The organism is Micromonospora sp. NPDC049257 (genome assembly GCF_040678915.1).
Lineage (GTDB): Bacteria > Actinomycetota > Actinomycetes > Mycobacteriales > Micromonosporaceae > Micromonospora > Micromonospora antibiotica.
The window spans coordinates 144,763-169,877 of the sequence record NZ_JBFAQU010000006.1 but is presented as its reverse complement, the minus strand read 5'-3'; the positions used below and the strand labels follow the sequence as shown (position 1 = coordinate 169,877).

Annotated in this window: 19 protein-coding genes; 15 read left to right on the top strand and 4 right to left on the bottom strand. The window is 68.3% G+C overall.

Annotation, left to right across the window (positions count from 1 at the left end; translation table 11 throughout):
- Positions 1-534 precede the first annotated feature (534 nt).
- From AB0K25_RS12515 to AB0K25_RS12465, 11 genes are all read left to right on the top strand, one after another.
- On the top strand, positions 535-1,287 hold the full coding sequence (locus AB0K25_RS12515) for a Crp/Fnr family transcriptional regulator (RefSeq protein WP_219467618.1): 753 nt from the start codon (positions 535-537) through the stop codon (positions 1,285-1,287).
- A gap of 74 nt (positions 1,288-1,361) precedes the next feature.
- Positions 1,362-1,955: a Pycsar system effector family protein gene (locus AB0K25_RS12510; RefSeq protein WP_357534778.1), complete on the top strand. Its 594-nt coding sequence runs from the start codon at positions 1,362-1,364 to the stop codon at positions 1,953-1,955.
- Positions 1,956-1,997: 42 nt separating this feature from the next.
- Positions 1,998-2,702 (top strand): Crp/Fnr family transcriptional regulator, encoded by a 705-nt coding sequence (locus AB0K25_RS12505; protein WP_219467611.1) that lies wholly within the window; start codon positions 1,998-2,000, stop codon positions 2,700-2,702.
- Positions 2,703-2,786: 84 nt separating this feature from the next.
- On the top strand, positions 2,787-3,605 hold the full coding sequence (locus tag AB0K25_RS12500) for a hypothetical protein (protein ID WP_219467609.1): 819 nt from the start codon (positions 2,787-2,789) through the stop codon (positions 3,603-3,605).
- Entirely contained in the window at positions 3,602-5,917 is a 2,316-nt protein-coding gene (locus AB0K25_RS12495; RefSeq protein ID WP_357534780.1) for a hypothetical protein, read from the top strand. The genes AB0K25_RS12500 and AB0K25_RS12495 overlap by 4 nt, the downstream gene beginning before the upstream one ends.
- Before the next feature lie 11 nt (positions 5,918-5,928).
- Entirely contained in the window at positions 5,929-6,753 is an 825-nt protein-coding gene (locus AB0K25_RS12490; protein WP_219467604.1) for a hypothetical protein, read from the top strand.
- The gene (locus AB0K25_RS12485; protein WP_219467600.1) at positions 6,750-8,135 is read left to right on the top strand and encodes an OmpA family protein; all 1,386 of its coding nucleotides are present in this window, start codon (positions 6,750-6,752) and stop codon (positions 8,133-8,135) included. The genes AB0K25_RS12490 and AB0K25_RS12485 overlap by 4 nt, the downstream gene beginning before the upstream one ends.
- Positions 8,136-8,138: 3 nt before the next feature.
- Positions 8,139-9,497 carry a hypothetical protein gene (locus tag AB0K25_RS12480; protein WP_219467598.1) on the top strand — a complete coding sequence of 453 codons (1,359 nt, stop codon included), beginning with the start codon at positions 8,139-8,141 and terminating at the stop codon, positions 9,495-9,497.
- A gap of 317 nt (positions 9,498-9,814) precedes the next feature.
- Complete coding sequence (locus AB0K25_RS12475) at positions 9,815-11,371, top strand: restriction endonuclease (RefSeq protein WP_308291031.1); 1,557 nt, start codon at positions 9,815-9,817, stop codon at positions 11,369-11,371.
- Between the two features lie 38 nt (positions 11,372-11,409).
- The gene (locus AB0K25_RS12470) at positions 11,410-12,060 is read left to right on the top strand and encodes a DUF4433 domain-containing protein (RefSeq protein ID WP_219467592.1); all 651 of its coding nucleotides are present in this window, start codon (positions 11,410-11,412) and stop codon (positions 12,058-12,060) included.
- Entirely contained in the window at positions 12,057-13,139 is a 1,083-nt protein-coding gene (locus AB0K25_RS12465; RefSeq protein ID WP_219467589.1) for a macro domain-containing protein, read from the top strand. Before AB0K25_RS12470 ends, AB0K25_RS12465 begins: the two co-directional genes overlap by 4 nt.
- Before the next feature lie 614 nt (positions 13,140-13,753).
- Here the strand turns inward: AB0K25_RS12465 and AB0K25_RS12460 are convergent.
- Genes AB0K25_RS12460 through AB0K25_RS12450 form a run of 3 tightly spaced genes read right to left on the bottom strand, consistent with a single transcriptional unit; the run spans position 13,754 to position 15,804 of the window.
- Entirely contained in the window at positions 13,754-14,758 is a 1,005-nt protein-coding gene (locus tag AB0K25_RS12460; protein ID WP_363820068.1) for a hypothetical protein, read from the bottom strand.
- Between the two features lie 24 nt (positions 14,759-14,782).
- Positions 14,783-15,529, bottom strand: a complete 747-nt coding sequence (locus AB0K25_RS12455; protein WP_363820065.1) for an FAD-binding oxidoreductase — start codon at positions 15,527-15,529, stop codon at positions 14,783-14,785.
- Positions 15,526-15,804, bottom strand: a complete 279-nt coding sequence (locus tag AB0K25_RS12450; RefSeq protein WP_363820062.1) for a hypothetical protein — start codon at positions 15,802-15,804, stop codon at positions 15,526-15,528. The genes AB0K25_RS12455 and AB0K25_RS12450 overlap by 4 nt, the downstream gene beginning before the upstream one ends.
- Before the next feature lie 280 nt (positions 15,805-16,084).
- On the opposite strand from AB0K25_RS12450, the gene AB0K25_RS12445 reads away from it, so the two are divergent.
- The 3 genes from AB0K25_RS12445 to AB0K25_RS12435 are packed head-to-tail and all read left to right on the top strand — an operon-like array spanning position 16,085 to position 18,378.
- Positions 16,085-16,234 carry a hypothetical protein gene (locus AB0K25_RS12445; RefSeq protein WP_363820059.1) on the top strand — a complete coding sequence of 50 codons (150 nt, stop codon included), beginning with the start codon at positions 16,085-16,087 and terminating at the stop codon, positions 16,232-16,234.
- Between the two features lie 60 nt (positions 16,235-16,294).
- On the top strand, positions 16,295-17,839 hold the full coding sequence (locus AB0K25_RS12440; RefSeq protein ID WP_363820056.1) for a hypothetical protein: 1,545 nt from the start codon (positions 16,295-16,297) through the stop codon (positions 17,837-17,839).
- The gene (locus AB0K25_RS12435) at positions 17,836-18,378 is read left to right on the top strand and encodes a GNAT family N-acetyltransferase (RefSeq protein ID WP_363820053.1); all 543 of its coding nucleotides are present in this window, start codon (positions 17,836-17,838) and stop codon (positions 18,376-18,378) included. The genes AB0K25_RS12440 and AB0K25_RS12435 overlap by 4 nt, the downstream gene beginning before the upstream one ends.
- 386 nt (positions 18,379-18,764) lie before the next feature.
- Here the strand turns inward: AB0K25_RS12435 and AB0K25_RS12430 are convergent, their stop codons facing one another.
- Complete coding sequence (locus AB0K25_RS12430) at positions 18,765-21,437, bottom strand: NB-ARC domain-containing protein (protein ID WP_363820050.1); 2,673 nt, start codon at positions 21,435-21,437, stop codon at positions 18,765-18,767.
- Between the two features lie 601 nt (positions 21,438-22,038).
- Between AB0K25_RS12430 and AB0K25_RS12425 the strand changes: the two genes are divergently transcribed.
- Positions 22,039-25,101, top strand: coding sequence for a DUF3427 domain-containing protein (locus AB0K25_RS12425; protein ID WP_363820047.1), 3,063 nt, complete (start codon positions 22,039-22,041; stop codon positions 25,099-25,101).
- Positions 25,102-25,115 lie beyond the last annotated feature (14 nt).

The window sequence follows — 25,115 nt, the reverse complement described above, 5'->3', positions numbered from 1 at the left end:
AGGGGTCCGGCCGGCCGGTCGGACCGCCAGCGTTGGACGGTCCTTTCCGACACGGCGGTTTTGTCCGGTGTCCGACACGGCGTCGGAAAGGCCGGTGGGGTGACGTGGCTGCTCCCGGCGGCGGCCGGTGCGACGGGCCGGACCCGGGCCGCCGACCGGGACGCCACCGGCCCGGCGCGACCGGCTGACCGGCGCGTTCTCCACGATTCCAGCGACGTCGACAGATCTGCCGGTGTCGTCGGGACTGTTCCGGTCCGCCCACCGGGCGACGCCGAGGTCGGCGACGACGTCGGCGTCGGCGGCACGAACGGTGTGATCCGCCCCCGAACAGATGCCACCGGCGGTCGCCCTTTCGCACCTCCGCTTACCCATTCGGCGGATCACAGGCTATTGACGGCAACGATAGAAAGGACGCCTTCCCGTTCTTCCGCCCCGGGACCTGAACCACACCCCGCGTCCTGTGCACGGGACTGCCCGATTCAACGTCGACGGGCGAGGCGGAGCACGCGATTCACGAAGAGGAGAGCGTTCCCCATGACATCTCGTTCTCGGAGCGACTCTGCCAGCAGCGACCCGGCCGCAGTTCCCGCCCATTCCCCTCCGACCGGCAGCTTTCTCGGCGGCCTCTCGGCCGACGCCCGCGACGCCCTGGCCCAGGCCGGCACCCGGCACGACTACCCGGCCAACGCCACGCTGTTCCACCAGGGCGACCCGTCCCGGCACGTGGTGCTGATCGAGCAGGGCTGGGTCAAGGTCACCTCCACCTCACGGCAGGGTTGGGAGGCGCTGCTGGCCATCCGGGGACCGGGCGACATCCTCGGTGAGCTGTCCGCTGTGGACGCCCGGCCCCGGCTGGCCACCGTCACCGGGTTGTCGCCCATCCGGGCCGTGGTGCTGACCGCCGAACGGTTGCACCGCTGTCTGGCCGACAACCCCGAGGTCGCCCTGTCGCTGCTGCGTCACCTGGCCTCCAGCCTGCGTGAGGCCGACGGCCGGCGGGTCGAGTACGGGTCCAGCAACGGCGACCACCGGCTGGTCGTCCTGCTGGTGGAACTACTGGACAGGCACGGTGTGCCGACGCCGGAGGGGATCGCGCTCGACCTGCCGCTGACCCAGCAGGACCTCGCCGCGTCCGTCGGGGTGTCCCGGGAGGTGGTGGCCCGGACGCTGCGGGTGCTGCGGCACCGGCAGGTGCTGCTCACCCGACGGCGACGGATCGTGGTGGTGCAGCCGGAGCTGCTGCGGTCCCTGGCCGGTTCTGTGTCGATGTCGACATCCGAGCCGTAGGGCTCGACATCGAGCGCAGGGCCCGATTTCGGGACCCTCATCGGGACGGCAGTCCTGCGGTTCCGAGGAGTCCCATGTACCGAGCAGCCCGTGTCCCCAACGACCGCGTCCTGCACCGACGGGTACGCGCCGCCGTCGCCGCCCCGGGCGGGGGCGTCGACCGTCCCGGCCGGCCGGAGGGGGACCGGCAGGCGGCGCTGCGGCTGGCGGAGCGGCTGATCGCCGAGGCCCGCGACGAGCTGCGGCGGGCGGACGCGAAGGCGTCGCAGTGGCTGACCATGTCGGGCGGCGTCGTGCTGGCGATGCTGACCGTGCTGACCGGCACCCGCTGGTCGCCGGGGCGGTTGACCGGTGCGGCGGCCTGGGCCTGGTGGTCGGGTTGCGCCTGCGCCGCGGTTGCCCTGTTCGCCCTGGCCATGGCGTTGTTGCCGAGGACGGCGGGCGCCGCCGAGGTGCGGCAGGTCGCGTACTTCGGGCACGTGTACCGGCTGCGCGACCCGGCACTGGTCCGCCGGTACGTCGAGCGGGCCGCACAGGACACCATGCCGGGCCTGATCTCGCAGCTCTGCTGGCTCAGCCGGCTGGTGATGACCAAGTACCGCTGGGTCCGCATCGGGACGGTGCTCATCGCGCTCGCCGCCGCCCTGGTCGCGCTGGCGCTGCTCTGACCGACCCGTCGACACCTGACCGACCGAGGAGAGGAGAGACCGGTGGCTTCCCACACCGAGGAACCGAACAGGACGTCCACCTGGTGGTCGCGGACGAGTTTCGCCGGCCGGCTGTCCGATGCCGACCGGGCCGCCCTGCTGCGCATCGGCGGGCGGCAGGAGTTCCCGTCCGCGCACGCCCTGTTGCGGCAGGGCGACCGGGGTCGCCACCTGCTGCTGCTGACCACCGGACAGGCCCGGATCATGGTCGAGGGCAGCCGACAGGGGCCGCGGGGGATCGCGCTGCGGTTCGCCGGTGACCTGGTCGGTGAGCTGTCCTATCTCGACGACGGCCCCCGGTCGGCCTCGGTGGTCGCCGTCGGGCCGGTGGTGGTCCGCCGCATCCCGGCCGAGGCGTTCGACGACTACCTGCGGCGGCATCCGACGGCACACCGGTCCTTCGCCCGGTTGCTGGCCGATCGGCTTCGGGCGGCCGACAAGCGGACCGTCACCGCGTCGTTCGACACGACCACCCGGGTCGCCGCCGTGCTGGCCGATCTGACGGTCCTGGTGGACGACGAACTGGTCGCCCCCACCACCCAACGGGAGCTGGCCCAACTGGTCGGCGCGTCGCAGATCTCGGTGCACCGGGCGTTGCGCCGGTTGGCGCACCTGGGCCTGCTGGTGACCCGGCACGGCTCGATCGTGATCGTCGACGAGGTCGGGTTGGGACGGTTCGCCGATTCGGCGGCCGACCCCATCACCTGATGTAGATCAACTAGCCGGTTTCACAATTCCCGCCGCAGAGTCGAAACCGACCCACCCCTCAGTAGAAAAGGACGAACAATCGCCATGGAACTTCCACGACACTGGACCGTCGTCTCGTTGGACATCGTCAATTCCAGCGCGGGCGGATACCCGCGTCAGTCCGATCTGGCGACCACGGTGGAGCAGATAGTCGGCCGGATCGAGCACCGGTGCCCCTACCCGGGCCGCTGGATCCGTCGCGAACGCGGCGACGGGGAACTCATCCTCGTTCCGGCCGACGTGCCGATCGCCTGGGTCCTCGCCGGTCTGCTGCCCCAGCTGCGACAGGAGATCCTCGACCACAACCGCAACAAGCACCCCGACCACCTGCTCCGGCTGCGGGTCGGCATCGACTGCGGAGACGTGAGCGTCGACACCGCAGGCGTGCCCCGGGGCGGCGACGCGATCGTCGACGCGGCCCGACTGCGCGACTGCGGCGCCAGCCGGGAGGCGGCGGTCGCGGTGCCGGCCGCGCCCGTGGTGGCGGTCGTCTCCGACGAGGTCTACCGCCGGGTCGTACCGGTCAACGCCCTCGGCATGGAGTCGTGGATGTTCCGGTCCGTCCGCGCGGTGGTGCCCGACAAGACGTTCCAGGCCAACGCCTGGCTCCACCTGCCGTCCCAGCCGCCGCCGGCGGTCAGCGCGGCGGTCGACGGGCCCGGGACGGCGCAGACCCCCGACCGGTCCGCATCCGCGCCGGCCGGCGACCCACGGGACCTGGCCCGCCTGGCCCGGCAGGCCGCCGGCCTCCACCGCAACCACGACGCCCGCCAGCAGGGCGACAACGTGGGACAGATCGTCTACGGCGACCACGCGACCGTGACCAACCACGGTCCGATCAGCAAGGGAGGAGGATCGGCATGAACACCGACCCGCCCGCCAACGGCGACGAGAAGAACACCGCGGCGAGCGACGGCACGCCGGACCACCCCGTCACGGAGGAGAAGTCGTCGCCCGACCCCGGTGAGGCCGCCGCGCCGGACCCGGCCGAACAGCCCGGTCGCTCCCCTGCGCCGGACCCGTCCGGCCCCGGGCAAGGCGACGCCCGCAACCGGATGAACCAGATCCGCGCATCCGGCGCGAAGCCCGACCCCGGCGACTCCGGCGGCAAGGACGAGAGCTGGCACCACGCCGACGACCCGGTGCGCGGCGGCACCGGGCCCGACCCGGTCTTCTCCAACGTCGGGCAGACCGTCTACGGCGACCACGCCACGCTCTTCAACATCCAGCTCCCCGACGGGCGTCGGATCACCCTCCTGCGGTCCCAGCGCACCAGGGCCGAACTGCTGGAGACGGACCACACCTCGGTGATGGTGGCCTGCTTCGACGACGCCCTCGAACGCCTCCGGGACAAGCGGGTCGTCGTCCTGCGCGGCGGCGTCGGCACCGGTCGGCGGACCACCGCCGAGCTGATGCTGCGGCACGTCGTCGGGCTCGACCGGGTGGTCGGCATCGAAGACCCCGAGGTGACCCTCACCCAGCTGGCCCGGCAGGAGGGGCTGCTGCTCAAGGACCACGGCACGGTGCTGGAGCTGCCGGCCAGCGAGGCGGTGACGATCGGCACCCTGCGTGCCTTCGAGTTGCTCGCCCGCACCGACTCGGCCTACGTGGTGATCCTCGACGGACACGGCGACACCGCCGACCCGACCCTCGCCCAGCACACCGTCGACTACACCCCGCCGCCGCCCGAGAACGTGCTCCGGCGGCACCTGCGGCGGCTGCTGCTGCGGCAGCGGGGCTGCGCCGACAGCCACGCCGCGTGCGACGGCGACTGCTGGGAAAAGTTCATCGACCGGTGCGTGGCGCACGACGGGATCGCCACCGAGCTGGCCGCGCACCCCCGCCCCCGGCAGACCGTCGAACTCGCCCAGTCGCTGGCCGGCTGGAGCGGGGCCGACGAGGAGCTGGGCATCGCCCTGGGCGGACTGCGTCGCCGTCGCCGCGACGTCGTCGCCCGCCTGCTCAAGCAGGACAGCGCGGAGAAAGTCCTGGAGGACCCGCAGGCCGCCCCGCGCCGGCAGGCGTTCCAGCTCGCCTACGCGGCCCTGCACGACCTCCCGTTGGCTGACGTCTTCGACGCCAGCGAGTTGTTGCTGGGAATCCTCCAGGCGGTGGAGAGCGGTGCCGAACGGCCGCTCCGGGTGGTGTTCGACGGCGGCGTCGACCAGATGCTGCACGCCTGGGGCGGCGAGTCCCCCCTCGCGGCGGCCGAGACCGGCGAACAACCCCGCCGGGCCCGGCTCGCCGATCCCCGCCTGCTCTTCGACGTCCTCGACGTGGTGTGGCACGACTTCGACGGCGTCCGGTTGCCGCTGCTGGTCTGGTTGGAGGAGCTGGTCTTCACCCGCCGCGACGAGGTCCGGCGGCGGGCCGCACAGATCACCGGCTGGCTCGCCACGTACGACTTCGACGAGGTCTGCAACGGGATGCTCCGGCAGTGGGCGGCCGACGAACGGGGCACCGGCCGGCAGGCCGCCGCCTGGGCGCTGCACGTCGCGGCGTACGACGACCGGCTCGTCGCCCGCATCCAGGGTCGGGTGCTCAGTTGGGTACGCAGCGCCAACCCGGCGCTGCACGACACCGCCGCCCGCGTCTACAGCACCCGCATCGGTCGCCTCGCCCCCGCCGACACCCTGCGGGAGCTGCGTACCCTGGCCAGCCGGGACGACCTCAACGGCAGCGCCTCGGTGGCGCGGGCGCTGATGGACCTCTACCCCGTCGCCCCCGAGGAGACCTGGCGCACGCTGGTCGCCTGGAACGACGAGGACCTGCACCGGCTGCGGGTCCACGCCGCCCGGGGCATGACCCTGCTGGGACGGCTCGCCGGTCCGGCCCCCCACGAGGGGTGGCCGCTGCTGCTCACCGCCGTCGAGGGCTTCACCCCGGAGCCGGCTGAGCTGGCCGCGCTCTGGCGGGGTGCGCTCGGCGACCCGACCACCGCCCCCCGGTCCTGGAAGACGCTGCACATGTGGCTGCAGCTGGGCGACGAGGACCCGGTGCTGGCCGACCTGCTGGTCGCCCTCTTCTCCGCGGTGTTCGTCGGCCGGCTGGTCGGACGCAGCCGCTTCTATCTGCGCGACTGGTCCCGGCAGTCGGCCACCGCCCGCCGCCTGCTCGCCCCGCCCGGCGCCGCCGCCGTCGGTGGGGCCACCACCGATCCGTCACAGCCCGCCTGAGGAGGCAACCCGTGAGCATCCCGACATCCGGCCGTACCGTCGCCCGGCGCAGTCTGTGGCGTCGGCTGGTCGACTGGTTCCGTGGCACCCCACGGGGGCAGGTCACCAGGGACGAGGAGATCACCTACCAACCGACCGACGACAGCACCCTGCTGACCGCGCTCTGCCAGGGTGACGTCTACGAGTTCCAGGTGCACACCACACTGGTCTGGTCCGCCTTCCTGCCCTACCACGACCTCGTCGCCGAGGCGGGTGAGTTCACCGCCAGCGCCCGGGACACCGTCCGCGAGCGGATCTGGGAGGTGGCGCGGAACTTCTCGCCCTACCAGTCGGTGGAGGCGGAGCAGGCGATCCAGGAGGCGCTCAACCCGCAGTGGTGCTACCGGGGCGCCGCCGGCATGGTGCGGTGCCGGGCCAAGGTGCGGGTGCTGCCCGACCCCCGGGTCCGTGACCACCTGCTGCCGTTCGAGCAGCGCAAACTCGACGTCGAGGCGAACACCACGCTGGCCCTGCTGCGCGCCGACCGGTTCGAGCAGGTGGCGCGACGCTGGCAGCAACTGTTCGACACCCTCGGCCACGACGCGATGGTGGCGTACGCCGCGCAGCTCGCCGATCCGACCGTCTCGGCCGTGGTCACCAACCTGGTCAACCACCGGCGGGCGAGCGCGGTGCAGCTGGTCGACGTGCTGCGTCAGGCCAGCAAGGACCACGAGAACGTCGGCCTCTACGAGTTCGCCAGCGCCTACGACGCGGCCCTGCAGACGCTGCGCCGGCAGATGCACCTCGACGAGGGCGGCTTCCCGATCGCGGCGGTCGAATCCGGGGCCGAGTCATGAGGCCCGACCCCACCGACGGCCCCGACCGCATCCACGGCCCCGACCGCATCGACGGGCCCGGCGTGCTCGGCGTGCTCGACGGGTCCGGCCCGGTCGGGAAGGCTGGCCGGGGCAGCGGGCACAGCAGGGGCACGACGCTCGGCCGGGTCACGCTGGCGGCGGTCACCGTCGCGGCGCTCAGCCTCGGTGCCGGATGCGGCGGCGAGGACGAGCCGCCGGACCCGTGCGTGACCGCCGCCGGGTCTCCGGCCCCGACCGGGGTGGGCCGCACGGCCGTGCTGCTGGACGTCTCGGCGTCCACCCGGGGGGCAGGGTCGGCACCGGACTGGGCGGCGGAGGTGGACGCCCAGGTGGCTGCCGCCGTCGACCGTGGGGACGTGGTCTCCATCGGCGCCTTCGACGGCTCAGCGTCCACCGTCGCCTGGGCGATCCGCGACCGGGCGACCGCACCCACCAGCACACGACCCAACAACCAGCGGCTGGAACGCGAAGCGACGAAGTCCTGCCTGCACAGGTCGGTCACCCAGGCGGCGCGGATGCCGGCCCGTACCGACGGCACCGACGTGTTGGGCGCGTTGGGTGTCGCCAGTGGACAGACCGCCCCCGCTGGCGAGGCCCGCCGGACGGTGGTGATCGCCACGGACGGGTTGGGCACCGTCGGCTGCACCGACCTCAGCCGGGCCCCGGCCGGTGGGGCGGCAATGATCGAAGCCGCCGTCCGGGACTGTCCGGCGCGCGCCGGATGGCCCACCGAGCTGGCCGGAACCCACCTGGTGATGCTCGGGGTGGGGCATCCCGCCGAGGGCCAGCCGATTCCGGAGACCGGGCAGCTGGCCTGGCTGCGGCAGTACTGGCGACGGCTCTGCGCGGCGGCACAGGCGGCCTCCTGCGAGGTCTCCACCGCCCCGGTGCCCGTGCGGTCCGGGGGGACGGGGGGCGGGGCCGGCCAGTCGCCCACCGACCCACCGGTCAGTTTCCGTCCCGAGGGGGGACCGCCGCTGCCGGAGCCGGACGGCACCGTCTGGCCGGTGCCGTCGGCCGCGTTGTTCGCCACCGACTCCGACGAGGTGGGGCCGGCCGGGATCGCCCGGCTCGGGCAGATCAGGAAGGAGATCGGCGAGGACAAGGTCACCCGGGTCGAGGTCGTCGGCTACACCGACTCCCGGGGCAGCGACCGCCACAACCAGGACCTGTCCGAACGCCGGGCCGCAGCGGTCGGGGCGGTCCTGCACGGCCTCGGGCTACCCACGCCGGTCACCAGGGGCGCCGGGGAGACCGGCCGGATCTGCCTGACCGAGCAGCGGCCGGGCGGCGCCTGGGACGAGGACTGCCTGCAGCGCAACCGAAGGGTCGAAATCGTGATCAGCACAGAGAGCGGATGAGCGATGACCGACAATCTCGTACGCCACCACGACAGCGGCAACGGCCGCCGCTACCCCTCAGTGCAGTGCCCCCCGCTGCTGACCCTCGGCGCGAACCGGTTCGCCGAGCCGGTCGCCACGCCGGAGCCGTACCGGCCGGACCAGTTGTCACACACCGAGTCGGCCCGCCTGGTCCAGGCCAAGGCTGACGCGGAGGAGGCGCTGACGGCGTACCACCAGCGGTTGAAGACGGCGGGCGACCGGATGGTCGACGCCTGGCACCGGGCGAAGCTGGGGTTGCACCGGCTGGAGGTGCTGCTCGCCGAGCGGGAACTCGGCGCGGCGGCACGCCAGGAACGACAGGTGGAGTCGGACCACGCCGCCGACGGCGTCGAGGACCGGCGGTACCGTCCGGGCTGGCAGCATCCGGCGTTCGTATGGACGGTGATCCTGCTCAGCGCGGTCTACGACACGGTCTTCCTCGCCGATTCGTTCCGCGACGCCCTCGACAGCGGCGGGTCCGTCGAATACTGGGTGGCGTTCCTGCCGGGGGCTGGGATCTTCATGGCGCTCACCCTCGCCGGCTACTGGCTGGGGGTGCCGCTGTTCCGGCACCGGGCCAGGGCCGAACGGCGGCGCTGGCGGCGACAGCTGGGATGGCGCATCCTGCTCCGCCGGGTCTTCGTGATGTGGCGCCCGGAGGACGAGGAGCGGCAGCCGGGCGAGCTGCCCTGGCCGAGCTGGGTGCTGCCGGTGAGCTTCGCCACGCTGGTGGTCGGGGTGCTGGCGTTGTGGGCGAAGCTACGCGGCAGCCACCTGTTCAACACCGACCTCAAGTGGCCGCTGGTCGGTCTGCTGGTGCTGCTCAGCGTGTCGGCCATCGCGTTCAAGGCCGGCGCGCACAACCCCGCCGCCGACCGGGCGAAGCGGGTGGGCCTGCGCCGACGGGACGTCACGCGACGCTACGACCGACTCAAGGCCAGATCGGAGAAGCAGCTGGCCAAGCACGAGAAGGCCTGGCAGGAGCTGCACCTGGCGGTGGAGGACGCGGTGACCGGCGTCTGGCGGCACGTCACCGACGCCTGGACCGAGATCGCCGAGGGGCGGGCCCGGCACGGGCTCACCGGTATGGTCGCCCCCGGCTTCGTCACCTCCGCGGACACCGACGCGTCGACCCGCGCCCTGTTCGCGGGGCTGACCGGCCCGTCGCTGCGGCTGGAGACGCTGCGGGTGACGCAGGACCTGCTCGACCGGCACCGGCCCGAAATGCTCAGCGCGGAGCAGACGGCCCTGACCGAGCAGCTCAACGCACAGCTCGACGCCGCCACCGTCGACCCCTGGCCGGACCCGACCGATGGGGGTCCGGCCACCGGTCAGCACTGACGGCGGTTCCGTTGAGGGCCGGTGGGTTCACCCCACCGGCCCTTGCGGATCGGAGCGGGTCACAGCCTGGGCGGTTGTGCGGTGGAAGGACATCCACCACGGTCATCGCACGCCGGTGAATCCTGTCGGTCATCGGACCGTACTGGTCGACAAGCCGGGAGCAAACAGTCATCTGATGCCCCCATGCGCGTGGTCGCGTATGCGCAGGGTGTCCGATCAGTCGCTTGCTGGCTATGGTGTCGGCTCCGTCATCCCTCGCAGCACATAGGACTCACGTGGGCATCCTTCAGGAGATGCAGCGGGCGCACGCACGACAGGTGCGCGCCCAAAAGCAGGCGCAAGCTGCCGCACACCGCCACCACCAGCAACTTCGCCGAGACGCCGAACGCGCGCTGAAAGCCGCGCAGCGCACCGCCGTCGCCAACGAGCGCGAGCGCAAGCGGTTGTATGTCGAGGCACGGATGGCCGAGGTGGCCGCCGACAACTCCGGCCTCCAGGCGCACCTCGACGACCTGGACAATCTCCTGGCCGCGACCCTCGACGTCGATGACTACATCGACTTCCGCCGGCTGCGTAAGTCGGCTGAGCACGCCCCGTTCAAGCCGGGCAACCTCGGGGTACCGCTGACACCGCCCGACTGGCAGCGGTTCGTGCCGGTCCCGCCCGGGTTCCTCAGCAAGATGTTCGGCGGCCAGGCCAGGTACCAGCAGCAGTTCGCCGCATCTCAACGGGCATTCGGGCAGGCACAGGCGGAACACGGCGCCGCCGAGGCCGAACGTCAACGGAAGCTGGCCGCCGCCCATCAGCGCTATCTCCAGAAGTGCGCCAAGGTCGACGCGGAGGTGAACGCGCACAACGCGGAGATCGACCGCTTCGCGGCGGCCGTCGCCGCAGCCGAGCCGGCTGCGGTGGTTGACTACTTCGGCATGGTCCTGGGTAACTCCGTCTACCCGGACGACTTCCCGCAGCACTACCGGCTGGCCTACGTTCCGGAATCCCGCCAGTTGGTGGTGGAGTATCACCTGCCAACGCTCGATGTGATCCCTGCCGTACGCGAATACCGTTACGTCAAGTCCCGCGACGAGACCACCACCACCGCGCGGCCCAGCAAGGAGATCAAGGAGCGGTACGCCGTCCTCGTCGCCCGGGTCACCTTGCGGACGGTGCACGAGTTGTTCGAGGCCGACCGGTCCAAGCTCGTCGACACGGTGGTGTTCAACGGCATCGTCGACACGACCGATCCTCGGACGGGCGCTTCAGTCCAGCCGTGCCTGGTGACGCTGCGGACCACCCGCGAGACCTTCACCGCGCTCAACCTGCGCCTGGTCGAGCCGCTCGCCTGCCTGACGCATCTCAACGCCTCGGTGTCGAAACGGCCCGCCGAGCTGGCACCGGTCCGGCCGGTGCTGGAGTTCGACATGGTCGACAAGCGGTTCATCGACGAGGTCGACGTGTTGGCCGACCTGGACCAGCGGCCCAATCTGCTCAGGCTGACCCCGAACGAGTTCGAGAGTCTGATCCAGAACCTCTTCGCCAAGATGGGCCTGGACACCAAGCAGACCCGCCCGTCCCGGGACGGCGGCGTGGACTGCGTCGCCTTCGACCCGCGCCCCATCTTCGGTGGCAAGGTCGTCATCCAGGCCAAGCGCTACCGCAACACGGTCGACGTGTCCGCCGTACGGGACCTCTTCGGCACCCTCCAGAACGAGGGCGCATCGAAGGGCATTCTCGTCACCACCAGCGGCTACGCACCGGCCTCGTACGAGTTCGCCTCGGGTAAGCCGCTGGAGTTGATCGACGGCTCCAACCTGCTCTACCTGCTCGGCGAACATGCGGGGGTGACGGCCCGGATCGACCCGAATGATCTGGACTGAGCATGGACATGCGGCGTCCACCCGGACAAGCCCGGATCATGCATTTCACCCACGTCGACAACCTGCCGGCGATTCTGGGAACGGGAAGGCTCATCGCGGACAGCACTGTGGGCCGACATCTGGTGACCGAGGTGGGGTCGGTGGAGATCAAGGCCAGTCGACGATCCAGGCAGGTGACCTGCCCACCCGGCGGGTTCGTCGCCGACTACGTGCCGTTCTACTTCGCGCCCCGTTCGCCGATGATGTACCGGATCGCAAAGGATCACCAGGCCGGCAAGATCGGCCTGTATCCGGATGGTGACGATCCACTGGTATACCTGGTGAGCTCGGTCGACCGCATACACCGGGCAGGGCTGCCATGGGTGGTCAGCGACGGCAACTGCGCCTCCGCGCTCACCCGCTTCTCCGGGAGCCTTGACGATCTTGTCTCGATGGTCGACTGGCCGCTGATGCGGGAGGTCTCCTGGAACAACATTCCAGAGGACCAGGACCGGATGCGACGGCGGATGGCCGAGTTGCTGGTACACCGGGAGTTCCCGCTGGAGTTGCTCGTCGGTTACTCAGTACGGACGAAGGCTCGGGAGACACAGCTGAGGCGGCTCCTCCGTTCTGCTGGCATCATCAACCCGTACGTCGTTGTCAGACCAGGCTGGTACTACGGCTACACCCGGAGGGAGGTACGCGAATGATCGTCGTCAGCCATGGCAACCTGCTCACCGCCGACGCCGAGGCGCTGGTCAACACCGTCAACACGGTGGGCGTGATGGGCAAGGGGATCGCCCTCCAGTTCAAGCGCGCCTTCCCCGCCAACTACGCGGCCTACCGGGCCGCCTGTGCGGCGAAAAGTGTCCAGTTGGGCAGAATGTTCGTATTCGATTCAGGCCTACTCGGCACCCGCCGCTATGTGATCAACTTCCCCACGAAGGGGCATTGGAAGGCCAGATCCAAGCTGTCCGACATCCAATCCGGCCTCGCAGATCTCGTCCGGGTCGTCCGGGAACGGCGGATCCGCTCGGTGGCGCTACCGGCACTCGGCTGTGGCAACGGTGGGCTCGACTGGGACGTGGTCCGACCAATGATCGAGCAGGCGTTCGCCGAACTGCCCGACGTCCAGGTGCTGGTGTTCCCTCCGGAGGGCGCTCCCGAGCCGGTGGACATGCCGGTCGCCACCGCCAAGCCGGCGCTGACCGCAGGACGCGCCACCCTGCTGCGGGCCATCGAACGCTATCTTGACCGCGCCCGCGCGCTGGAGCCCCGGGACGGCATCACCAACCTGGAGATCCAGAAACTCGCCTACTTCCTCCAGGTCTTCGGAGAACCGCTGCGCCTGTCCTTCACCCGGGGCCGCTACGGGCCGTACGCGGAGAATCTCAACCACGTTCTCAATCGACTCGAAGGCCACTACCTGATCGGCTTCGGCGACCGGACCTCTCGGGTCGAGGAGTTGCGTCCCATCCACCTCACCGGCGGAACCAGCGAGGCCGTTTCCGCGTGGTTCGCCGCCGGTCACCGGATGCCGGAAGCGCTCGACCGCATCGCTGCGCTGATGGACGGATTCGAGTCTCCGTACAGCCTCGAACTACTCGCCACGGTGCACTTCGCCGGTGAGGTGGAGCCTCCGACCAGCGACCTCGACGAATTGATCGAACGTGTCCGGGCGTGGAACGGGCGGAAGGCACGCCTGTTCACCCCGGCGCACGTCACCACCGCACACGAGCGTCTGCAGTCCGCCAGCCTGCTACCCCGCCTGGCCGCGTCGTCGGCCTGACCGGCTTCAGGTCCACCTGAGCCGGGCCGCTTCCCGGGTCGGCTTCGTCGGTTGAGCCGCGCGGCGAAGTGGTAGCCCTGGCGTCAGGCGGCTCGGGTGGTCTGCCGGTCGCGGAGGGCACTCGTGGCACGCCGTTTCTCAGCGAGCGCCTCATCGCGTTCGTGGATGCAGCGGCGCGACCCGGATCACCCGGGCAGGTGGAGGCGGTCGGCGGACACCCCGGCCAGCGGCGGGCATCGTCGATCATGGCGGAAGGACCGCACACGTACACCTGCTGGTGGGGTCGGTGACGCGTACCGTCGAGGCGGGGCGCGTTGGCGGGGGAATACCGGCGCCACCGGCCGGGACTACGCGCCGTGCTGACGGCGACGGCCTAGCCCGGCCGGTAGCGCAGCCGCTGCCACGGCCACGCGGGAGGCGGGACGGCCACGCGGGAGGCGGGCGCCGTCGTCCTCGACCACGACGGCAGCGCCCACCACCTCGGCTCGTCCATCACCCCCGGCCTCGCCGAGCAGATGTTGGCACTGGTCGCCGCAGCTGGTCATGGGGCCTGATCGGCGGCTGACTACGGCAGAGAGCCCACGCCCGTGACGGCATGGGCTGCCCGGCCCGGCTCAGCCGTGTTGCGCCCGCTGGAAGAGCGGACGGGTGATCGCCGTGCTGAACTGCGGACCCACCAGGTAGCGCTTCCCCGGGATATAGCCGTGGGAGTTGTCGCCGACGACGGTGCCGAGCCCGGTGTGCCGGTCGAAGTTCGCGAAGCGTGGGCCGCCGCTGGAGCCGCCGCCCATCACGCACGCGGTGCCCCACTGGCCGGGCGGCTCCGGCCACTCCTCGGTCGCCTGCTGCTCCACCGCCGGGCCGGCGCAGTAGGCGAGGCGCTCACCGGTGTACTCGGGCAACCCCTCGCGGGCCTCGTCGGAACTGGCCCGGGGGTAGCCGAACTGGTGCACCACCCGCGCGCCCGGCACGTCGTAGCCGATCCGCTGGGCGGCGCCGACCGCGTCCTGCACCCGGCGTCCGTCACCGTCCGGGTGGAGCACCACGAACGCCTGGTCGTACGAGTCGTAGAGGCTCTCGATCTGGTCGTTGAGCAGCCACGTCGACGGGGCCACCGACAGCCGGGCGACGAACCTGCCGTACGGGGCCCGGCCGTCGGCGTAGCCGGGGACGAACAGCACGTTGCGCGACCACTGGTTGTCCTCACCGATGAGGTCGGTGTTGTTGACGCAGTGCGCGGCGGTCACCACGGTGCTGCGGTTGGCGCTGTCCAGCACGGTCGCCGTGCAGCTGGCGTCCTCACCGTGGTCGGTGAAGAAGAGCCTGCCGACGGTCCGTGACGCGGCGTCCGCCCGCGTCCAGGGTGCGCCGTCGGGCTTCGCCACGGGCGGCACCTGCGCCGACGGGGTCTTCAGAGCCGCGATCCGCTGCGGCGTCCAGTACGCCAGCACCGCCTGCCGTTCGGCGGCGGTGACGGTCACGGCGTGGGTGGCGACGGGGCCGGGCGTGGCGGTGGCGGGCTGCTGAGCGAGCCCGGTCAGCGTGGTCGTCACGAGCGCGGTGACCGCTCCCGCGACGCCGACGCGACGACGCAGACCGGGGGTTGGCTTCAATGTCATGACGGGGAACGTAGGACCGGAATGTCAGGAAGACGTTTGCGGAGAAGCCCCTCCCGCTCCACGGTCTGACGCCGGAATCCGGTGCGGAAGGTGGATGCGGTCGGCGGGCACACCGGCGGCGAGCAGCCGCAGTCGCGAACCCGCCAGCATCGGAGGCGGTCCGCAGACGTAGACGACCTGGTCGGGGCGCAGGTGGTCGAGGGCGACCGTGAGCGCGTCACCCCGCCCGGCCGACTCCGCGTGCGGGTCGTGGGAGAACGCGGGCACGATGGTCAGCCAGTCGTGGGCGCACTGGAGCTTGTCGAGGGCGATGGCGTCGTACAGCTCGACGAAGGTGCGTGCGCCGACGACCAGCGTGACCCGGCGGCCGTCGGGGGCGGCGGCGACCTGCTCGACCAGGGCGCGCAGCGGGGCCAGCCCGGTGCCACCGGCCACCAGCAGCAGGTCGCCGTCGCGCAGGTGCAGGCCGGTGTCGCGGGGCGGGCCGAGGTGCAGCAGCTCGCCGGGGCGTACCTCGTGGACGAGGCTGCCCGAGACGGTGCCGGCGGCCACGGCGCGGACGTGCAGCTCGACGGTGCCGTCGGGGCGGGGTGCGTTGGCCGGGCAGTACCACCGCCAGCGACCGGGGTGCCGTGGGGTCTCGACGGGAACCGCCTGGCCGGGGCGGTGCGGCAACCGCGACCAGGGACGCAGGGTCAGGATGACGATGCCGGGGCACGGCCGGTCGTGACCGATCACCCTCGCCGGCACGCCGTCACCGGCCGCGCTCATCGGGCCACCGCCCGACGCACCTGGGCGATCCGTTCGTCGGGCAGGTCGGCCGCCCAGCACACTCCCACCAGGTAGTCACCGATGCGCCGATGCTGCTCCTCGGACAGGCCGAGCCCACCCCAGGCGTCCGCCGGCTCCCCGGCCAGCGCGGCGGTCACGCTCGCCGTCAGGTGCGCGGCAAGCCGGACCCGATCCACCCCCACGAGGTACGGCGACAGCTCCGCGTCCGCCGTCACCAGCCGCAACCAGCGGTGGACGATCTCCTCAGGGGTCACGCCTGCGCACCGCCCTCGGGCGTGACCTGCGCACGATCGGACAGCCGACCCGGGGCCGGGGTGTGCGCTTCTTCCTCCTGGTCGGTGGCGGGGACGGGGAGGTCTGTTACGGCGGTGTTCATGGTGTCTGCGGCCCCTGTTTCTCGGCGGAAGGGTGACGGGCGCCGGGGCGGGCGGGGACGAGGTCGCGTCGTTCGGGTCGACACGCCCCGGAGCCCAGCACCCGCCCCGGGCCATGCGGTCGACCATCGCTGCTGACCAGGGGTTCTGTTATGCCCTGATGATCGTGAGCATCATGCGCGCTCCGCATCCAGCCGACTACTCAGCCAACCGATACGACGATTTCCTGCGTCCCGGCGACGAGATGATGCCCGACCGCTGGGCGACCGTGGTCGACTGCCTTCGGCACGCGAGGAACCCGGCGGGCTGAGAAGCGTGAGCGTCCTCGATATGCGCGCTGCGTATACCGATCCCGCACGGAGCGGGTTGAATGGATACGCTCGACTTCGGACTCAGCCGCCCGCGATTGGCGAGGTTGCCGGTGACATCTGCGAACTGCCCACGCTGCGGCGGACGACTCGCCCGCGACAACGACAGCGGACGCTGCACGCCCTGCCAGGCCGCCGAACGCGACCGGCTCAGCGCGCCACCCGAAGTGCCGGCTTCCTTCTGGGAGCACCAGCCGGTACGACAGGCGCTCGCGTCACGTCATCTGGGCCAGGTCATCCGGGCGTACCGGTGCCATCCGTACCACGGTCGACATTCGTTGCCGCAGACCGTGGTGGCGGGATGGATGGGGATCACCCAGGCTCAGTTGAGCCGAGTGGAGAACGGCCCGCCGCTGGTACATCTGGACCGGATGGCGCACTGGGCGCAACTCCTGCGGATACCAGCCGGGCACCTTTGGTTCGAGCTTCCCGGCAGCAGACGCCCGCCCAGCCGTGGTCGCGGCGTCGGTGAAACAAACAGGATCGACAGCGAAGCAGTTGCTGCGGATGAAGCATCAATCACGGCGGACACTGGGGGTGGCACTACGGACCGACGACGATTCAACACATTGGCTACGCTCGCAGGACTCGGCGCGACCGGCTACCTCGGTCTGATGTCGACGCAGTCGGATGTCCCCAGAAGCATCGAGTTGGAGCATGTGCTCTTCGCCAGCTCACTGGTCGAAGAGCTGCGACGGGTCGATGCGGCGGTCGGAGCAAACGCGCTCTGCGACGTAGCGGGCCAGGTACACGCCCGGATGTCCCTCTGGGCGGCGAAGGCTACCTACAGCAGGCAGGTGGGCAACGCGCTCCAAAGTGCACTGGCGGATCTCTCCGTCGAGGCCGCCTGGCTCGCCATAGACGCCGACCGGCGGTCGGAGGCGAGGCCCTACCTCAACGAGGCCATCGCGCGTGCTCGCATGGCGGATGACCACCAAACCGAGGTGCGCGCCCTGTCCTGCCTTGCCATGTTGTTGATACGAGACGACCGACCGAGCGAATCGTTACACTGCGCGGACGCCGCCTTCCGATCATCCGCCGGTTGGGCCACGCCTCGATTGACTACCCTCCTACACCTACGCGCTGCCCGGTCCCATGCTGCACTTCAGGATGCGACCGGCTTTACCCGCGAGCTAACCAAGGCCAGGCATGCATTCGAACACGGAACCAGCGATGACGACCTCGCATTCCTCCACTTCGTGACGGTACAAGAGTTAGATGGCATCGCAGGGCTTTCCTATCTCGACCTGAACCGGCCGGATCGCGCCGCCGACTCGTTTCGAACCATCACGACGAGCCCGTCTCCGGTATTCCGGCGAAACCACGCATACTACACGGTCCAGCTCGCGGACGCGATGTACCGCCAAGGAGATTTCAACGGAGCCGCTCACCACGGCCAGGATGCTCTGCTCGCGCTGAGCCAGATGAATTCGGGTCGGGTGAACCGCCTTCTTTCGCAGGTTCGAAAGAAGGTCGGCCAACATCGCCGGGCTAGCTCAGAAGCCCGCAATTTCGTCGATGCCTATGATCAGACGGTGAGGCAATGAGCACGGATTTACAGCTACGCCATTACGATGCCGACCAGGCACAGCGGATCGTCGATGACCTGGTAGCCCTGTACCTAGCGGTATATCCCGACGGTGGCGAGTTCCACGGCGAGGACCGCTACCGCCGTCAACTCGGGGGGCACATGCAGGCGTCCGGATGGGATCTCGTCACGGCGACGACTAAGGGCGAGTTGATCGGATACGCCTACGGTTTCCCGTTGTCCGCACAGACGCGATGGTGGGCCGGTATCCAGCAACCCGTTCCCGCTGGCTTCACGGAGGAGAACGGACTGCGGACCTTCGCCCTGAGTGAGCTACTCGTACATCCAGCCTGGCAGCATCGCAGCATCGGCAGGGCCTTACACGACGAACTCGTGAACAACCGGGCCGAGGATCGTTCGACTCTGCTCGCCGATCCCGACAACCTCGTGGCCCAAGCGGCTTACCGCTCATGGGGCTGGCAAAAGATCGCTAGGCTCCAGCCAAGCTGGAACGGCGCTCCCCTGTACGACGTTCTGGTTCGACCCGACAGATCCTAGCTAAGTCGACCGGCAAGGAAGCCTCCTGAGCTGAGTGGGTGCGCTTAGCGACCAAACTCAACTAGCGGCCCGCATGATCGAGGCTGTGGTCACCGGCGGGCTGCCATGCCGTGGACGGCACGACGGTGACGAGGCTCATGGCAAACGGTATCCCCGCCCCGGCCGCCCGACCCTCGATGCTGCGACCGCTGCACTGGTCAATCCGCCGATGCCGCCAGCAAGCCAGATGCATCACCAGCCACTACGACGACAGGCCTCATCGAACCGTGATCACGATCCATGGCTGCGTACTAGGCGCACGGCGGTGGTCATCCGAATCGACGACTCTCTCTACTGCCTTTCAGTTTGACCTACTAGCACCGGCAGCTAGAAAATCGGCAATCCGTCTATATTTCATCCAACACACTAAGAGATACCCAACTTGCACGCAATCTACCCGAACCGGGCGACTCTTCCACAACGAACTTGACATATCTACCCGTAAGATCAATCCTTTCTCCACGCTGAGCAAGATCATCGACTACGGTAGCAGGAAAGAAGACGTTATCTGGATAGTCTTGATGCTCAATGAAGCCGTAGGTCTGCCGCCACTGACACACCTTTCCTAGTTTCACCTCTCCGACTTCCACTATACTGCTACGACTACGCTCACCGCCCATGACGAGCGGCTCACAGAGTCCACGGATTCGATCGTCCAAACCGACGCCCCTGTATAGCTTTCCCACATAACCCGGGAAATGTCTCCAAGGTGCCGTGTCTCTGAAAAGCGCTTCATGCGACGCAACAAGGCGCAATATCTCACCCAACTGCCGACCATAATCGTTAGTTGATATACCACTAGCCGTAACAGCTCGAATAAAAGTTGAGCCGCTTTCCAGAACTGCGGCTGCCAACTTATTATCCACCACCCCCGATTGAAGCTCTTTGACACCCAGGCTGAACCCCGCGTAAGCCTTTTGGGCTGCTTCTGAGTATTTTCGTTCATTATCCATTAAAAACTCAGCCCATCGCCGCCAAGACTCTGCAAGCGATGTGAGCGTGATCAATCGGACCCGCCCCTCGGCCATATCAAGCGCGGCCTCGAGGTACTCCTGCCCCTCTACGAATCGTCTAGACCAAATCAGGAATAGTCCAAGCTGCTGACTGGTGTCCGACGATTGAAAGTAACGATGGGCAATCTCAGCAAACTCTAAGCTCTGGGCCGGATCATGCGCTTTACGAGCCAAGTGCCCCGCAAAGAAGTAGGCAACAACTGCTCTTGATTCTTCATCCTCAGCCCGACGAAGCGCCGACCGATACATTGCCGTTGCCTGCTCGACCTGACCACGGACCGAGTGAATAAATGCCTCAACGCGATCCACTTCCCAATATTCAGGGTTCAACGTACGCGCCCTGGCTATATACTCAAGCGCCTGTTCTACATTCCTCCGCCTACAGGCGAGGAGCGCAAGGCGCAGCAGATGCGCCGTAGGCGCGTCATGACTCGATCGCACCCGCACGACATTCGGTGCAAGCTGCCGAGCCAGCTCATCCGCCCGCCGGCTCTCCTCGGATTTCCGAAAGTCAGATTCCTGTTTCGCAGTCCGGTCTAACATCTCAGCGTTTGGAGGGCTGATCTTTCTAAGGAAATGTCGTGCAGCTTCAGTCAACCGCACTCGAGAGACAAGCGGATTCTCAAGGTCAGATTCAAGAGAAACCATGGATCCGCTCAATAGAGACTGAACTGCTCGGCGCAGTCGATCCGGACCCATCTCCGCAAAGACAACCAGTTCGTCGTAAGTTGCACTTCTATCAAGAGCGAACAGCATTGCAAGCACCGTCTGGGGATCGGCCGAGAAAGATTTATATACAGACTCGACACAAAACGCCAGCAACTCGTCTTGATTGGCAAGGGCTTCGAGGGGTTGCCTGCCCGCCTCAACAGAGAGGACATACCATCTGATAGCTAGAGGGCTATGCCGAAGACGCGCAACGACCTCTTGCACCGTACTCTTACTTACCGATGCCAGCCTTTCAACCCCACGAGATCGCGCAAAGTTTCGGAAGAGGAATTCCGAGTCGCTTTCTTTCAAGGGCTCAAGGGGAACTCTTCTCTCAAATTGACCAATACCGATTCGACTCGTGAAAAGATAGGTGACACTATCAGGCAAAGCGTCATAAAGAGCAATGACCTCAGAACCACTAACAGTCTCAAGATTATCTATCACTAGTAGCGTATCAATCCCATCCAGAGCGTTCGCCAGTTCTTCAATTCCGCCCGTGAAGCTCTCATCAATTGCCGCCCCCAAAGTCTGCGCCACCCCTGTAACATCCCTCGCCGCGCCTGCGATCTGCATAACGCCATCAGCAGTCAATCGCTCAGTCTTGAGCGAGGTCCACAGGATGCACTCATAAGGTGATTCAGGATGATCCAGGATGCTGTAAGCAACCTCCAACGCAACCGCGGTCTTTCCGATGCCCCCTTCGCCGACAATAGTGATTATCGGTTCACGCCTTCTCAGAAGTTGCTTTAATATCTTCTGGCATGTTGCATTTCGCCCAATCAGGCCCGTCTCGTCATACTCAGGAAGAGGGAGGTTATGCAGGATCCTCTCCGAGAATTTCTGCCCGAGAGAAAAGGACGGCTCCCATTGTGGATCCGCAACTAAATGATCCAAGGTCTCTCTGGTTGACTGCCAGTAACGAGTGACGTAGAGGCGACAGCAACTAACTGCCTTCTCGGCATCCCCCGGCGACAACGGCCGCCCGTGCATTACTCGATTACGAATAGACACCAATTCCGCGAGTACACCTACGTTTTGTCGCAATTCTCTGCCAAGCTCAGCCGGAAGAGAATCGCGATGCTGGTTCAGCAGGTCGTAAGCCTCTTGGAGGTGCAAAAACTCTACAATAGAGACGCCTGAGGCGATATCCGTAGCTTCTCTACGATCATTAACTTTGGAGTAAACTACGCCGAGCGCCTCCACCTCGTCGAGGTGATCGAGGACATAATGGGTGAAGCTCCGCCTAAGGTCATTCTCGAAAGAGTCGATTAATATATACAGCCGGGATCTAGTCATACGGGTGCGGATGTCGATTGGCTCCCTACTGCCCTCGACGAGTTTCACGCTTACCTCACAAGTTCGTCACTAAATTCAACTTGCTTCATGCCTGCAGTCCGTTAACAGGAATGCGGTTTACACTATTCGCCTAATGGCAATCCGAAGAATGCCTGAATATCAGGCATTCTGGTTCAATGGGCGCCGGCATGAACCGTCAGAACGGATCCAAATGCGACATCAGAAGCCCTCACCCTTGCTGGCATCGATCCCAGAGCTATCTCAAGTCCGGCAATGCGGGTCCACCGCCTCCCCACAAGGCCTCTGACCATACCCGTAGGGCCTTGCGGCTGGGACCCCGAATTGATCAAAGGTAAGCCCTAACGTGGCTTCTACACTCAGAAGTCGAACGGCACGCAGCTTGATCGAGTGCAGCGACAGCGGCTGCTAGGCGGAAGACCGCAGGTCACCCGGCCGAAGTCAGATCAGGGCAACCTCGAGTGGGCATGCAAGTAGCGGTCTTCTTCGCTGCTGGCTACCTTGAAGTGTCGGGGAACCGACAGACGCATGGCGGCATGCAGCACGGGGCCACGGCGAATGGAGCCGACGGTATCTTTCTTATGTGATGGATCTTGAGCAGGGCCTGTATGAACATCTGATCACGCACCAGCTCGCCACCCATCTTCGCCACCTCGACCCGGCCCACGTCCAGCACCACCCACTGGACCCCGGCGACTCGCACCAGCCCCTCACCCGGCACCTCGCCGCCCTGGTCAGCCGTGCCCTGCAAGCCGTCCCGAACGGCGAGGACAAGCTCCGCCACCAGGTCGAGCTGACCAACCGGATCGCCGAGGCCATCGCCACCCTCAGCCCCGCCGCGACCGACCAGCACGACCAGATCGCCGACGCCCGCAACCTGCTGCACGCCATCGCCGCCCCACCCACACCCCCGGCCCAGCCGACCTTCCCGCAGCGCCCCACCACCCCGCTCTCCACCGGCGCACTGCTGGTCAACGGCAGACACCAGCCCCGCATCGGCCACGAGGTCAACCACGAGATGGCGTCGGCGCAGGGTGTCGACCTGCTCTGCGCGTTCATCAAGTGGCACGGCCTGCGCATCGTCGAACCCGCCATCCGGGAGCTGATCCAGCGCGGCGGCAAACTACGCGTCATCACCACCACCTACCTGGGCGCGACCGACCAACGCGCCCTCGACCGGCTCGCCGAACTCGGGGCCGACGTCAAGGTCTCCTACGAGACCAGGACCACCCGACTACACGCCAAGGCGTGGCTGTTCCGTCGCGGCAACGGTCTGACCACCGCGTACGTCGGGTCGAGCAACCTGTCGAAGGCGGCGCTGGTCGACGGGGTGGAGTGGAACGTCCGGATCTCGAACGTCGAGCAGCCGCACGTCATCGACACCTTCACCGCCACCTTCGAGGACTACTGGAACGACCCGGCGTTCGAGACCTACGACACCGGGCGGGACGCCGAACGGCTGCGCCGCGCGCTGCGCGGGGAACGGCGCGAGGACTCGCCGACGCAGATCGCCAACCTGGACGTACGCCCGTACCCGTACCAGGCGGAGATCCTGGCGGACCTGGACGCCGAGCGGCAGGTGCACGGCCGGCACCGCAACCTGGTGGTGATGGCGACCGGCACCGGCAAGACGGTGGTGGCGGCGCTGGACTACCGGCGGCTGCACCGAAACAAGACCGTCGACTCGCTGCTGTTCGTCGCCCACCAGGAGCAGATCCTGCGGCAGAGCCTGTCGACGTTCCGCCAGGTCATGGGGGACGGCAGCTTCGGCCAGCTGCTGGTCGGCGGGAACGAGCCGACGGGCTGGCGGCACGTCTTCGCCTCCATCCAGTCGCTGCACCGGCGGGAGATCGACCCGCAGGCGTACGACATGGTGATCGTCGACGAGTTCCACCACGCGGAAGCGCCGACGTACGCCCGGTTGTTGGAGAGGCTCGCGCCGCGCGTACTGCTGGGGCTCACCGCCACGCCCGACCGGGCCGACGGCGGCGACGTGCGGCGGTGGTTCGACGGGCGCGCGGCCGTGGAGCTGCACCTGTGGGAGGCGTTGGAACGGCAACTGCTCGCACCGTTCCAATACTTCGGGGTACACGACGACACGGACCTGTCGCACCTGCGGTGGCGGCGCGGCCAGGGATACGACCTGGCGGACCTCGACGGGGTCTACACCGGTGACGACGCGCGGGCGCGGATCATCCTGAAGGCCGTCCGGGACACCGTGGACACCGGCCGGATGCGGGCGCTCGGGTTCTGCGTGGGCATCGGGCACGCCGAGTTCATGGCCGACTGGTTCACCCGGCACGGCGTACCGTCGGCGACGGTGACCTCGCGGGCGGACCGCGCGGAGCGCGACCGGCTGCTGCGGGAGTTCAAGGCCGGGAAGCTGCGGGTGCTGTTCACGGTCGACCTGTTCAACGAGGGTGTCGACCTGCCGATGGTCGACACGATCCTGATGCTGCGGCCCACCGAGAGCGCCACCATCTTCCTGCAACAGCTCGGCCGTGGGCTGCGCCTCGACGACGACAAGCCGTGCCTGACGGTGCTCGACTTCATCGGCGGGCAGCACGCCAACTTCCGGTTCGACCTGCGCTGGCGGGCGCTGACCGGGATCAGCCGGCGGGCCGTCAGAGCCGCCGTCGAGCAGGACTTCCCGTCGCTGCCCAGCGGCTGCCACGTGCAGCTCGACCGGGTCGCCAAGGACATCGTGCTCGACAACCTGCGCACCGCGTTGCCCACGTCAAAGAAGGGCCTGGTGGCCGAACTGCGGCAACTCGGCGACGTGAGCCTCGCCGAGTTCCTGCGGGAGACCGGCCTGGAGGTGGAGGACGTCTACCGATCGGCCTCTGTCGGCGGGTGGACCGGGCTGCGTCGGCTCGCCGGCCTGGACCCCTCGGCCCCCGGCCCGGCCGACCGCGAATTGGGCCGGGCCATCGGCCGGATGCTGCACCTCGACGACGTCGACCGGCTCGACCTGCTGGCGCGGGTCGCCGCCGGTGACCCGCCGCCGGCCGGACGGCTGTGGAACATGGTGCACTTCGACCTGTGGGGGCCGCAGGCGCTGTTGGCCGCCCGGGAGGAACGCCTCGAACGGCTGTGGGCCGAACCGGCCCGCTGCGCCGAACTGCGCCAGGTCGCCGAGGTGCTGCGGGAGCGCATCCACCGGGTCACCGCGCCCGTCGGCGTACTGCGGGTGCACGCCCGGTACAGCCGCAACGAGGCGTGCGCGGCGTTCGGCATGACCAACCCCGGGTCGCTACGGGAAGGGGTGAAATGGCTGGAAGCCGAGCAGGCGGACCTGTTCTTCGTCACCCTGGTCAAGTCGGAGCAGCACTACTCCCCCACCACCATGTACGCCGACCGGGCCGTCACCGAGCGGCTGTTCCAGTGGGAGTCGCAGAGCACCACCTCGGAGTTGTCCCCCACCGGGCAGCGGTACATCCACCACGCGGCCCGGGGTTCGACCGTGCACCTGTTCGTCCGGGAGACCCGGGTGCCGGACCGGGACCTCGGCGCTCCGGCCTACCTGTACGCCGGGCCGATGACCTACCAGCGGCACAGCGGCGAACGGCCGATGCGGATCGTGTGGGAGTTGGCGACCCCGCTACCCGCCGACCTGTACGCGGCGGCCCGCACCATCGCCGCCTGAGGTCGTCCCCATGG